The sequence below is a fragment of the Methylobacterium sp. Leaf113 genome, assembly GCF_001423325.1.
Taxonomy (GTDB): Bacteria; Pseudomonadota; Alphaproteobacteria; order Rhizobiales; family Beijerinckiaceae; genus Methylobacterium.
Genome location: NZ_LMNJ01000001.1, coordinates 151,083 through 163,880, shown reverse-complemented (window position 1 = coordinate 163,880; position 12,798 = coordinate 151,083). Strand labels below are relative to the sequence as shown.

Sequence of the window (12,798 nt, the reverse complement as noted above, 5' to 3'; positions counted from 1 at the left end):
ACGACACGATATCTCCCGGCTCTGAGGTCGTCCCATGCGAGATCCGGCGCGTCCTTGTGCCGGCCGCCTGCGCGCCACCCACATGCTGTTCAGGAGAGATCTATGGCCGCGTCCCAGAGCCCCGCTTCCACCCGCATGCCGGGCCACGGCCACATCTTCGGCTCGATCACCGAGACCATCGGCAACACGCCCCTGGTGCGCCTGAACCGCATCACCAAGGAGCACGGGGTTGACGCCGAGATCCTGCTCAAGCTCGAGTTCTTCAACCCCATCGCGAGCGTCAAGGATCGCATCGGCGTCAACATGATCGACGCCCTGGAAGCCTCTGGGAAGCTGAAGCCCGGTGGCACCCTGGTGGAGCCGACCTCGGGAAACACCGGCATCGCCCTGGCATTCGTGGCGGCCGCCCGCGGCTACCGTCTCATCCTAGTGATGCCCGAGACCATGTCTCTGGAGCGCCGCAAGATGCTGGCGTTCCTCGGAGCCGAACTCGCGCTGACCCCCGGCCCGCAGGGCATGAAGGGCGCCATCGCCAAGGCCGAAGAGCTCCTCAACGAGATCCCGGGCGCGATCATGCCCCAGCAGTTTTCCAACCCCGCCAACCCTGAGATCCACCGCAAAACCACGGCCGAAGAGATCTGGAACGACACCCAGGGCCATCTCGACGCCTTCGTGGCCGGTGTCGGCACTGGCGGCACCATCACGGGTGTCGGTTCGGTGCTGAAGCCGCGCTTGCCCGGCCTGAAGATTGTGGCCGTCGAGCCCACCGACTCGCCGGTCATCTCCGGCGGCCAGCCCGGCCCGCACAAGATCCAGGGCATCGGCGCCGGGTTCATACCGGACAACCTCGACAAGTCGATCATCGACGAAGTCATCACGGTCTCGAACCAGGAAGCATTCGATACCTCGCGTCAGCTGTCACGTCTCGAAGGCATTCCCGGTGGCATCTCCACCGGCGGCAACGTGGCTGCGGCCCTGAAGCTGGCCGCCCGTCCCGACTTCCGCGGCAAGCGCATCGTCACCGTCGCCTGCTCCTTCGCGGAGCGTTACATCTCGTCGGCGCTGTTCGACGGTCTCTGATCAGCGATCGGGTCCGGCAGAACACGGCCGGACCCACCTCGTCCGTCTGTGCGGATGTGCGTCCGCCCACGAGGCAACCTCGTGGGCCGCGACGGGTTGAGCCTCCAAGATCAGGAGGACACCATGACCGACGAGCCGCGCGAGCGACCCTCGCTGAAGGATTTCGACGCCTACGCCGATCGCAATGGCCACGACCTGGGACAGGACAACGCCCGCGATGTCGGCCTCCCCTCTCGGACCCAGGGTGACCTGAAGGGCAACCCGATGGGTGAAGCCGAGACTGCCCGCATCGCCTCCGGCACGCCCGGATCGGATGCTTCGGACCAGACGGCGGCCGAGACGCCCTCCGCCAACCTCAAGCAGATCGGCGACGCCGCGCAGAACGCAGGGTCCGCACCGTCCGGCGCCGCGAAGGAAGCGATCGATCGCGCAACCGCGCCCAACGGTAAGGATGCGGGAGAGTAGCGATGCCGAACGACCAAATTCCCATCGTCGGCACCCGCAAGCCGGACGCCGATGTCGGCAAACCCGGCGCACCTGCCGTGGCAGGGGGCCGTCAATCCGCTGCGCAGACCTCCATCACGCAACAGGGCTCCGGTGGCGAGACGGATACGCGCCGCAACGCCGCCTGGACCGGAACGCCGAAGGGTCGCAACCCTGCTCCGGTCGGTGGTTCGTCGGATGGTCAGTCGGATCGACGCCAGCCCGGCGGCACCGGTTCCGAAATGAGTTCTGGAGAGTGATGCGATGACGGCGCAGAACGAAACGGATCGGCCGAAGGACAATGCCCCGGCGAAGGGCAAGCCCGCCAACACCGCGCCCGACGCGGTGATGGATCCGAACGAAAAGACGGACGGCAAGCCGGGGCAAGGGCCGAAGGGCGGTAACCAGCCGGATGGCGAGACGGACCCCGGCAGCGGCTGACGGGGAACGCTCCCGCGCCACGGCTCCAGACGCTCTCCGATCCAGCAAGCACATCGGGGAGAATTCGGACGAAGGCGCCAGTCAACGCCGGCTTGAAATTTAGTGTAGCGACAGTGATTCCGCGATTTGCGTCGAGCATCTGCGTATCCTGCTGCCGGCCGAACCGGCAGAGCTCCGTGCGGTGCCCGTCCTGCGCGTTCGTAACCGGCACCCCAGCGAACGATCGACTTCCACCAAGCCCCCCTGTCTCCTTGTGAGATGGGAGCGACGCGATACTCTGCGGATCAGGGAGATCCGCCGATGAATGCCTCGACAACGGCCGACAGGGCCGCGCCATCGATCTATGACCGGGACCTCGACCGGAACCCGGCGAATTACCAGCCGCTGACCCCGCTGAGCTACCTCGACCGGGCGGCGCGCGTCTTTCCAAACCACATTGCCGTCATCCATGGTCCCCTGCGGCGCAATTATGCCGAGCTATACAGGCGCTGCCGCCGGTTCGGGTCGGCGCTTGCGGCGCGTGGCATCGGGCGCGGCGACACCGTCGCGGTGATTCTGGCCAATACGCCGGAGATGATCGAGGTCCATTACGGGGTGCCGATGACGGGCGCCGTCCTCAACACCCTGAACACCCGCCTCGATGCCGCCGGGCTCGCGTTCTGCCTCGACCACGGCGAGGCCAAGGTGCTGATCGCCGATCGGGAGTTCGCCAAGGTCGTGGCCGCAGCCCTGGCTCAGGCCCGGGTGAGGCCACTGGTGATCGATGTCGACGACCTGGTATACACCGAGGGTGACGAAACGGTCGGCAGCCTCGACTACGAAACGCTCCTGGAAGAGGGCGACCCGGCCTGGGACTGGGCGATGCCGGGTGACGAGTGGGACGCGATCTCGCTCAACTACACGTCGGGCACCACCGGAAATCCGAAGGGCGTGGTCTACCACCATCGCGGGGCCGCGCTTCTCAGCCTCGGCAATGTGATCACGGGCAATCTCGGCCAGCACCCGGTCTATCTCTGGACCCTGCCGATGTTCCACTGCAACGGCTGGTGCTTCCCCTGGACGCTGTCGGTGGTCGCCGGCACCCATGTGTGCCTGCGGCAGGTGCGGGCCGGCGCGCTCTATGCGGCATTGGCCGAGCACGGGGTAACACATCTCTGCGGGGCGCCGATCGTGATGCAGCTCCTCCTCAACGCCTCCGAGGCCGAGCGCCGCCCCCTGCCCCGGCGGGTCGCCTTCCTGACGGCGGCCGCGCCCCCGCCCCAGGCGGTCCTCGGTGCCATGGGCGCGGCCGGCTTCGACGTCACCCACCTGTACGGCCTGACCGAGACCTACGGTCCGGCGGTGGTGAATGCCTGGCATCGGGATTGGGACGCCCTGGACGCCGAGGCGCGTGCGGAGAAGATGGCGCGCCAGGGCGTGCGCTACCCGGTGCTCGAGGGCTTCGATATCCGCGATCCCGAAACCTGCGAATCGGTGCCGGCCGACGGCGTGACGATGGGCGAGGCGATGTTTCGCGGTAACGTGGTGATGCGCGGCTACCTGAAGAACCCGAAAGCCACCGCGGCGGCCTTCGCGGGCGGCTGGTTCCGCTCCGGCGATCTCGGGGTCAAGCACCCGGACGGCTACATCCAGCTCAAGGACCGTTCGAAGGACATCATCATCTCGGGCGGCGAGAACATCTCGTCCATCGAGGTCGAGGACGCCCTGTTCCGCCACCCCGCCGTCTCCGCCGCCGCCGTGGTGGCCCGGCCGGACGCGAAATGGGGTGAGACCCCGATGGCGTTCGTCGAGCTGAAGCCCGACGCCACCGTGGAGGCCGACGCCCTCATCGCCTGGTGCCGCGACCGGCTGGCCGGCTACAAGCTCCCCCGCCACATCGTCTTCGGCGAGTTGCCGAAGACGTCGACCGGCAAGGTGCAGAAGTATCTTTTGCGCGCGCGCGCGAAGGAGAGTTGAGCCGGCATCACGGTCATCGATCGCAGGTCGGGACCCCGTCGATCGGTGGTACCGGGACGCCCTGAGATCGTATTCCAACGTAAAAAGGCCGGGCTTTCGCCCGGCCTTTCGTCGCACAAGTGGGTTGTGACTGGGGTCGCTTACGCCACCCCGCCCGAGCGCTCGAAGCGCTTGCGCTCGTTGGGGTCGAGGTAGGTCTTGCGCAGGCGGATCGACTTCGGCGTGACTTCCATCAGCTCGTCGTCCTGGATCCAGGCGAGCGAGCGCTCCAGGGTCATGCGGATCGGAGGGGTGAGGCGCACGGCCTCGTCCTTCGAGGTGGTGCGGATGTTGGTGAGCTTCTTGCCCTTGAGCACGTTCACCTCGAGGTCGTTCTCGCGGTTGTGCTCGCCGATGATCATGCCCTGATAGACCTTGGCGCCGGGCTCGATCATCATCGGGCCGCGATCTTCCAGGTTCCACATGGCGTAGGCCACGGCCTCGCCCTTGTCGTTCGAGATCAGCACGCCGTTGCGGCGGCCGGGCATCTCGCCCTTGTAGGGCTCGTAGGCCTTGAACAGGCGGTTCATGATCGCGGTGCCGCGGGTGTCGGTCATGAGTTCACCCTGGTAGCCGATGAGGCCGCGGGTGGGCGCATGGAAGACGAGGCGCAGGCGCGAGCCGCCCGACGGCTTCATCTCGATCATCTCGGCCTTGCGCTCGGACATCTTCTGCACGACGACGCCGGAATACTCCTCGTCGACGTCGACCACGACCTCTTCGACGGGCTCGAGGACGTTGTCGTTCTCATCCTTCGAGAGCACCACGCGGGGACGCGAGACGGCGATCTCGAAGCCTTCGCGGCGCATGGTCTCGATCAGGATGGCGAGCTGGAGTTCGCCGCGGCCCGAGACGAAGAACGAATCCTTGTCGGCCGCCTCCTCGATCTTGAGCGTGACGTTGCCCTCGGCCTCCTTGAACAGGCGGTCGCGGATCATGCGGCTCGTGACCTTGTCGCCCTCGGTGCCGGCCAGCGGCGAATCGTTGACGATGAACGACATGGTGACGGTGGGCGGATCGATCGGCTGGGCCTGGATCGGGGTCTCGACCTGCGGGTCGCAGAAGGTGTCGGCCACGGTGCCCTTCACGAGGCCCGCGATGGAGACGATGTCGCCAGCCTCACCCACGTCGATGGGCGCGCGCTCCAGGCCGCGGAAGGCCAGGATCTTCGAGACGCGACCGGTCTCCACCAGCTTGCCGGTGCGGTCCATGACCTTGATGGCCTGGTTCGGCTTGACGGTGCCGGACGCGATGCGGCCGGTGATGATGCGACCGAGGAACGGGTTGGCCTCCAGCAGGGTGCCGAGCATCCGGAACGGACCCTCCTCGACCTTGGCCTGGGGCACGTGCGCGAGCACGAGGTCGAACAGCGGTGCGAGTCCCTCGGTCTGGTCGCCGTCGGGCGCCGTCGCCATCCAGCCGGCGCGGCCGGACCCGTAGAGGATCGGGAAGTCGAGCTGATCGTCGGTGGCGTCGAGCGCCGCGAACAGGTCGAACACCTCGTTCACCACCTCGGTGATGCGGGCGTCCGGACGATCGACCTTGTTGATCGCCACGATCGGCTTCAGGCCGATCTTGAGGGCCTTGCCGACCACGAACTTGGTCTGGGGCATCGGGCCTTCGGCGGCGTCGACGAGCACGATCACGCCGTCGACCATCGAGAGGATGCGCTCCACCTCGCCGCCGAAATCGGCGTGGCCGGGGGTGTCGACGACGTTGACGCGGGTGTCCTTCCAGACGACCGAGGTCGCCTTGGCCAGGATGGTGATGCCACGCTCCTTCTCGAGATCGTTCGAGTCCATGGCGCGTTCCTCGACGCGCTGGTTCTCGCGGAACGATCCGGATTGCGACAGCAGCTTGTCGACGAGCGTCGTCTTGCCGTGGTCGACGTGGGCGATGATGGCGATATTACGAAGCTTCATGGGGTATCCGAAGCGAGAAGAGCCCGTCACGCGACGGGCCGCAGGAGGCGGCCGGCTACGCCGGGTCACGGGATCGAGCTATCGCGTCGCAATATAAGGTGTGGGCCTCCGGGGCAAGGGGCGACATCCGCCGGGCGCGGCATGCCCCTCCCCCGTCAGGTGCGTGCGGTTTCCGCGCGCAAAGCCCGGACCCGGTAGCGGCCGAGCGCCGTGACGCACACGAACGAGATCGCCGCGAGGGTGGTGCCGAAGGCGGCGATGGGCCACCAATGGCCCTGGAAGCGTTCGGCCAGGAGGGTGCCGACGATCGGCGTGAGCCCGCCCGCAAGGGCGCCGCACACCTGATAGGCCACGGAGATCGCGGTGTAGCGCACCCGCGTGGGGAAGGCGCCGGCCACGTAGCCGGCAATGACCGCGTAGAAGGTGGCGCTGCCGAGCACGTTGAGGGCGAGGCCGAGGGTCAGGGCCGGCACAGAGCCCATGTCGACCAGGAGGAAGAGCGGATAGGGTGCCAGCATCGCCCAGATCAGAGTGCCCTGGAGGAACAGGCGCTCGTTGCGAATCAGCTCCGCGATCCGCGCGCCCACCGGCGTCATCACGAACTGGACGCAGGCCGCCACCAGCAGCGCGTCGAGGATCGTGGCCCGGGGCAGGCCCAGATACTGGGTCGTGTAGGTGATCATGAAGGTGTTGAAGAGGTAGACCGAGCCGATCGCGAAGGTGTTGGCGCCGGCCGCCAGGGCCAGCGGCGTCAGGCTGGTGGCCAGAACCTCCCGAATCGGGGCCGGCGCCCGGGCGGCCCGGCTGCAATCCGCCTTGAAATCCGGTGATTCGCCGACGCCCAGGCGGATGAACAGGCCGACCAGGAGCAGGACCACGCTGACCAGGAACGGCAGGCGCCAGCCCCAGGCCAGGAAGCGCTCCGAATCCATGAGACCGGCCAGGCGGAAGGCCAGCAGCGACAGGATCTGCCCGGCCGGGCTGCCGAGTTGGGCGAACGACGCGAAGAAGGTCGCGCGCCCCTTCGGCGCGTGCTCGGCGGCCAGCAGAACCGCCCCGCCCCACTCGCCGCCGACCGCGATGCCCTGGAGGATACGCAGGCCCACGAGGGCGATGGGCGCCCAGATCCCGATGCTGGCATAGGTCGGCAGCAGGCCGATGCCGGTGGTGGCCAGCCCCATCATCACCAGGGTGACCACCAGGGCCTTCTTGCGCCCGAGCCGGTCCCCGACATGCCCGAAGATCAGTCCGCCGAGGGGCCGGGCGAAGAAGCCGACCGCGAAGGTGCCGAAGGCCGCCAGGGTCGCCACGAAGGGCGTCGCCTCGGCGAAGAACAGCGGCCCGAACACCAGGGCGGCGGCGGTGCCGTAGATGAAGAAGTCATACCACTCGATGGTGGTGCCGACGAAGGCCGCGATGGCGGCCCGGGCCGGTTGGCGCGGCGCGGGATCGGGTCTCGGGGTCGCGGACATGGGGTGGTCTCCCGGGCGAAGGAGCGGGGCGGCCGGACGGACCAGCAAGCCCCGGACCGCGCCGCGCGGTCAGGCCCTCGGCCCATCCTGACGCCCCGCGCGACCGGATGCGCGCGGGTCGCCCAGCCGCTACTTCGCCGCCACGGGCCGCACCGACCACGTCGCCCAGTAGACCGGGCGGCCGAAGACGCTGGAACCGTTCGCGCCGCCCGGCCCCGGCGCCACCCGGTCGAGCCAGGTCAGGAACCCGGCCTTGGCCTGATAACTCGTCGGGGTCGCGAGATTGCCGTAGCGGTCGGTCATCCAGAAATGCTGGCTGCGGCCGAACCGGCCCGAGCCATCGCCGCCCGAGCGCAGGCCGAGATAGGCGGTGGAGCGCATGATCGCCTGCGGGTCCGAGAACCAGGTCAGTCCGGCCAGGGAACCCGGGGCGAGGTCGGCGCTGTACTGCACGCAGATGTCGGCGACGGGGCCGTCCATGGTGTTGGCGGGACGGTTGCAGCGGTAGGCCACCACCCAGCGGTCCATGTCCCGGGCCTTGGCCACCCGCATCAGGCTCTGGGCCGGCAGCGGCTCCGCGATGGTGCGGGGCGCCGACCACACGCGGTCGGCGGTGAGATCGCGGCTGGTGCGCAGGTAGAGGCCCATCCGCCGGCTGGCCATCGGCGCCCCGCAATCGGAGGGCAGCACGTCGGTGTAGTAGTAGTGATAGACCTGATCGACCACGCTGATGGCGCCGACGAGGTCGGTGCGGTCGAGGCCCTGGCCGGCGCAGTTGCCGAGGACGGGGGCGCCGGTCTCGTCGAGGACGGCGCTGGGGCCCGGCGCATCGGCAGCAGCCTGCGCGCGACTGCGGCGGCCACGCCGTGACCGGCCCTCTGCTCGCTCCTGCGCTCGCCCTTCCGCCCGCCCCTCGCCGAACGGCGTCCAGGCGATGCCGTCCAGGCTGCGGCTGCGGATGTCGAAGCGGGTGAAGTCCAGGGTGCGGGCCTGGAGCAGCGCGTGCCGCTGACCGGATTCGGTGGGCACGGCCGCGAGGAAGAACACGTAGCTGTAGGCATCCCCGCCCCAGGCGCGTCCGGCCACGGTCATCGGATGGCGGGCGGCGATGCCCTCCTCCACCGGCACCGGTGCGGGGGGCGCTTCCGCCCGGCCCCGGCCGCCGCGCCGACGCCGCTCCTGGCTGCGCGCGACCGTGCGGGCCATCTCCCACAGGCGGCCCTGCGTCGGCGGCATCGCGGTGGCGAGCTGCTCCGGCATGGCGCCGGAGCGGATCGAGCCGCCGTCCAGGGCCTCGGTGGCGCGCCGCGGCGCGCAGGCCTCCGTCTCGCCGCGCCTGGATTTCGGGGCGGCCAACGGCGTCTCAGCCTGGTAGACGGCCTGGAGCGGCCCGGTGGCGGGCGTCGTCCGGACGAGCTGGACGCTGCCGGCCGATTCACAGGCGCGAGGGGTGAAGAACACGCCCTCGGCCTCGCCGCCCCGGCAGATCTCCAGGGTGCCGCCGCCGGTGACGTAGCAGCTGGTATCGGTGGTCTGCGCCGCCGCCCCGGAGATGCCCAGCGCCGCCATCAGGCCGGCCAACAGAGGCGCCGACGCGCGGTGATGGGCGCCGGACGGCGCGGCGGGTGGGGAAAAACGCTGATGTGTCACGGGCCTTAGGGGTAGCGCGCCGGGGCCTTTCGGCAAGGCGGCGACCGGGTGCCATCCACATCGCGTTGCGTCACGTTTTCGCGGATGCGGCTCGGGTCAGGGCGCGGACCGGCGCTCCGTCCCGCACCATTCGGCGATGAACAGCGCCATCGCGGTAGTGATCCGCTGGACCGAGGCGAGGCTCACGCGCTCGTCGAAGCCGTGGATGTTCTGACTGATCGGGCCGTAGCAGAGTGCGGGCACCCGGTCGTAGAGCGCGTAGACGCGGGTATCGAGATAGCTCGGCGACATGAAGCTCTCGAGGTCCCGGCCGGTCGCGGCCCGGTGCGCCCGCCCCAGCACCGCCTCCGCCTCGGAGCCCTCCGCCAGGGCGTAGCCCTCGGCGAAGAAGCCGTTGAAGGCGATCCGGGGCGGGGTGTTCGACAGGAAGGCGTCGTCGCGGGCGAAATCGGCCACCGCCTGCTCCACCGCGCGGGCGGCCTCCGCCGCCGAGAGCCCGGGATACAGGGCGATGCGGCAGTCGATCCGGCACCAGGCCGGCACCGACGAGGCCCAGTCGCCGCCCTCGATCCGGCCGACATTGAGGTTGATGGCGTCGGGCTGGTCGGCGAAGTGGGGATGGGCCGCCTTCTCGGCGTTCCAGCGCGCCTCCAGGGCCCGCAGGGCGCCGATCACCCGATAGGTGGCGTCGATGGCGTTGGCCCCGGCCCCCATCTCGCGGACATGGACCGGGCGGCCGCGCACCTCGACGGTGAACCACAGCACGCCGACATTGGCGCGCACGAGCTTCTCGTCCTCGGGCTCCGGGATCAGGACCGCATCGGCGCGGTAGCCGCGCAGATGGGTCATCAGGGCGCCGTTGCCGGTGGATTCCTCCTCCACCACGGATTGCAGGGTCACGGTGGCGGCCGGCTGCAGCCCGAGCCGCGCCAGAGCGTCGAGGGCGAACAGGTTGGCGGCATGGCCCGCCTTCATGTCGGCGGCGCCACGCCCGTACATCCAGTCGCCATCGATGACCGGCTCGAAGGGCGGGTGGGTCCACAGATCGGCCGGCCCCGGCGGCACCACGTCGACATGGGCCTGGAGGATCAGCGAGCGCCCGGTCTCGGCCCGCGGCCGATGGATGCCGACCACCAGGGGCGCCCGGGAATGCGTCTCCGACAGCGCGCCCCCGCCCGGATGGGCGGCGAGCGCCGCCGCGTCCATGGCGAAGCGATCGATGGCGTAGCCGCGGTCGCGGAAGGCGCGGAACACGAAATCCTGGATCGCGTGCTCGGCCCCGCGCGTCGATTCGAACCGCACCAGGGCCTGGGTGTGGGCGACCTGCTCGGGAAACCCGGCGGCGACGGCCTCGGCGATGCGGGCGGCCAAATCTGGGTCGAGCGCGGGGCTGAGAGCGGGATCGGGGGGCATCGGCTCTCCTGCGCGGCGACGGATCGCGTCAGGATAGCGAGGCCGGGGCGATCAGGCGAGGAGCACCGCCGCCAGGGCCAGCGGCAGGGCGAGCAGGGCGGCCGGGCGAATCCAGGCGGGCCGGTAGGACACCAGCGCGACCACCAGAAGGGCCGCGCCGGTGAGGGAGCCGATCCACTGCACGGGTCCGAAATTCCAGTCGGAGGTCAGGATGGCGGCCGCGAAGGACACCGCGATCACCGCCCATCCGGCGAGGCGCAGGCCCCGCGCGCGCGTCCGGCTCTGGCCCCGTCCGGCAATGGCCCGATGGTGCCGGTCCATCGACAGGCACAGCGCAGCGAGGCCGGCGAAGCTCAGGGCGAGGTTCAGGGCGATGGAGAGCGGAGTCATGCTTTGACGAGACCTTCGGGCGCCAGACCGCCGGCGGGGCGGGCCGCTCGGGCGGCCGCGCGACGACCTTCGTAGAGGGAGACCGCCCGGGCCCCGAGCGCCAGGACGAGGCCGAGCCCCAGCATCGCGGCATCGAAGGCCAGGAAGTCGAAGCCACGATCCGTGGTCAGGGCACCGACGATGGGCACGGCGCCGAAGAGGAGCCCGGCGGACAGGCCCATCTCGACCCAGGCCCGTCGGTGCGGCCGGGCCAGGGGCACCAGGGCGGCGAGCGCCCAGGCGCCGAAGAACACGCCGCCCTCCCAGGTCGCCCGGTGGGCGAGGTCGACGGGCAGCAGCCGGTTGGCGAGGAAGAACGCCGCCATCCCGATGGGCAGGCCCAGGATCGTGCCGATGTTGAGGCCGCGCACGAGGCGCAGGCCGAACCGGGGCGCCTCGCCGGCCTTCGGCATGCGGGCGACGCTCCACAGGACGAGACCGGTGGCGATGGTGGCCGCGCCCATCAGGCCGCAGAGGAAGAACAGCGCCCGCAGGACGGGGCTGGCGAAATGCGCCTCGTGCAGGCCCATGAAGCTGGTGAAGACGTGCGCGGCCGGCTTCATCGTGCCCACCCGCTCGACCACGGCGCCGGAAACGGCATCAAAGGCGATCTGCGGATGCTGGTGGGCCAGCCCGTGCGGCTCCTCGAACACCGCGACCACCGTGGCGCCGGCGTCGCCCGGGTTGTTGACGATGACCATCTCGAGGGGCTCGAACACCTCGCCCTGGGCGCGGGCCAGCAGCGGCGCCAACGGCAGGGCCTCGGCCGGACGGCCGGCGGCCGGGCGCCAGGTCGTGCTCTGGGCGGATTCCACGAAGAAGCGCAGGTCGTCGCCCTTGTAGGCGGCCGTCACCCCCCAGGGCATGTACATCAAGCCCAGCGTGACGATGCCCGTATAGGTGATCATCAGGTGGAACGGCAGGGCGAGCACGCCGGTGACGTTGTGGGCGTCGAGCCAGCCGCGCTGGGCCGACTTGTCCCGTCGGAAGGTGAAGAAGTCGGCGAAAATGCGCCGATGCGTGACGATGCCGGAGATCAGCGCGACGAGCAGGATCATGGCCGCCCCGCCGACGATCCAGCGGCCGAGCGTCGGCATCATCTGGAGTTCGTAGTGGAAGCGGTAGAAGAAGTCGCCGCCTTGGGTGTCCCGCGCCCGGGTGGGGGTTCCCGTCTCCCGATCGAGCAGGGCCTGGCCAAGGGGCGCCTCCAGGCTGTCCATCCAGTAGACGCCGATCACCGGACGGTCGGGCTGCGGCACCGAGACATACCAAGCCATGGCCTTCGGGGCATGCGTCTTCAGGTAGGCGATCCCGCGTTCGGCGGCGGGGATGGGGTCGGAGGGTCCGGCGCGCAGTTCCGGCCGCATCCACAGCGAGATGTCGGCACGGTAATAGGTGGCGGTGCCGGTCACGAAGACCGCGAACATCACCCATCCGGTGACGAGGCCGGCCCAGGTGTGGAGCCAGGCCATGGATTGGCGGAACCCCGGCCTCATGCGGGCGGCCCCGCCGCGACGAGACCGAGGGCGACCCACAGGCCCACGCCGACGAGCGCCATGGGAATTCCGAGTCCGATCGCGGCGCGCAGCAGGGTGCGGGCGGCGAAGACCCAGATGACGGCACCGGCCAGGATGGCGAAGCTGAGCAGTGTGGCGGTGGCCACCGCCTCCGAGCGCACCATCGGCAGGGTCAGCGACAGGAACGCGGTGGCGAGCGCCGCCAGGGCGTAGCCGCCGAAGGCTGCGAGCACCACGCGCCCGGCCACGGCTGCGCGGTAGCGCCAGCCTTGTCGCGCGCGGACCCTGTCCAGGGAAGCGGAACCATCAACCACGGGCAGCACCTTCGAGACGCGCGCGGGGCACACCCGCAAGATCAGGCAAGAGCGGCAGTCCCGGCCGTGCCAAACCTGCCGG

The 12,798-nt window shown here is 69.8% G+C and carries 12 protein-coding genes; 5 read left to right on the top strand and 7 right to left on the bottom strand.

Annotated features, from left to right (window positions below; genetic code table 11):
* The first annotated feature begins 102 nt into the window (after window positions 1–102).
* From cysK to ASF60_RS00730, 5 genes are all read left to right on the top strand, one after another.
* The gene (cysK, locus tag ASF60_RS00745; protein WP_056178788.1) at window positions 103–1,080 is read left to right on the top strand and encodes a cysteine synthase A; all 978 of its coding nucleotides are present in this window, start codon (window positions 103–105) and stop codon (window positions 1,078–1,080) included.
* Between the two features lie 123 nt (window positions 1,081–1,203).
* A complete protein-coding gene (locus ASF60_RS00740) occupies window positions 1,204–1,545 on the top strand; it encodes a hypothetical protein (protein ID WP_056179949.1) in 342 nt (113 codons plus the stop codon).
* A 2-nt stretch (window positions 1,546–1,547) separates the two neighbouring features.
* A complete protein-coding gene (locus ASF60_RS00735) occupies window positions 1,548–1,823 on the top strand; it encodes a hypothetical protein (RefSeq protein ID WP_056178784.1) in 276 nt (91 codons plus the stop codon).
* A gap of 4 nt (window positions 1,824–1,827) precedes the next feature.
* Window positions 1,828–2,004 carry a hypothetical protein gene (locus ASF60_RS25035; protein WP_200940874.1) on the top strand — a complete coding sequence of 59 codons (177 nt, stop codon included), beginning with the start codon at window positions 1,828–1,830 and terminating at the stop codon, window positions 2,002–2,004.
* A gap of 300 nt (window positions 2,005–2,304) precedes the next feature.
* Complete coding sequence (locus tag ASF60_RS00730; protein WP_056178781.1) at window positions 2,305–3,960, top strand: acyl-CoA synthetase; 1,656 nt, start codon at window positions 2,305–2,307, stop codon at window positions 3,958–3,960.
* Window positions 3,961–4,100: 140 nt separating this feature from the next.
* Here the strand turns inward: ASF60_RS00730 and typA are convergent, their stop codons facing one another.
* From typA to ASF60_RS00695, 7 genes are all read right to left on the bottom strand, one after another.
* The gene (gene typA, locus ASF60_RS00725; protein ID WP_056178778.1) at window positions 4,101–5,921 is read right to left on the bottom strand and encodes a translational GTPase TypA; all 1,821 of its coding nucleotides are present in this window, start codon (window positions 5,919–5,921) and stop codon (window positions 4,101–4,103) included.
* 155 nt (window positions 5,922–6,076) lie between these two features.
* Window positions 6,077–7,393, bottom strand: coding sequence for an MFS transporter (locus ASF60_RS00720; protein WP_056178775.1), 1,317 nt, complete (start codon window positions 7,391–7,393; stop codon window positions 6,077–6,079).
* 129 nt (window positions 7,394–7,522) lie between these two features.
* Window positions 7,523–8,974: a hypothetical protein gene (locus tag ASF60_RS00715; protein WP_082507665.1), complete on the bottom strand. Its 1,452-nt coding sequence runs from the start codon at window positions 8,972–8,974 to the stop codon at window positions 7,523–7,525.
* A gap of 165 nt (window positions 8,975–9,139) precedes the next feature.
* Window positions 9,140–10,456, bottom strand: coding sequence for an ArgE/DapE family deacylase (locus tag ASF60_RS00710; RefSeq protein WP_056178772.1), 1,317 nt, complete (start codon window positions 10,454–10,456; stop codon window positions 9,140–9,142).
* A 51-nt stretch (window positions 10,457–10,507) separates the two neighbouring features.
* Window positions 10,508–10,846, bottom strand: a complete 339-nt coding sequence (locus tag ASF60_RS00705) for a DUF3325 domain-containing protein (RefSeq protein WP_056178768.1) — start codon at window positions 10,844–10,846, stop codon at window positions 10,508–10,510.
* A complete protein-coding gene (locus ASF60_RS00700) occupies window positions 10,843–12,381 on the bottom strand; it encodes a PepSY-associated TM helix domain-containing protein (protein WP_056179942.1) in 1,539 nt (512 codons plus the stop codon). Before ASF60_RS00700 ends, ASF60_RS00705 begins: the two co-directional genes overlap by 4 nt.
* Window positions 12,378–12,716, bottom strand: coding sequence for an iron transporter (locus ASF60_RS00695; RefSeq protein ID WP_244476921.1), 339 nt, complete (start codon window positions 12,714–12,716; stop codon window positions 12,378–12,380). The genes ASF60_RS00700 and ASF60_RS00695 overlap by 4 nt, the downstream gene beginning before the upstream one ends.
* Window positions 12,717–12,798: the final 82 nt, after the last annotated feature.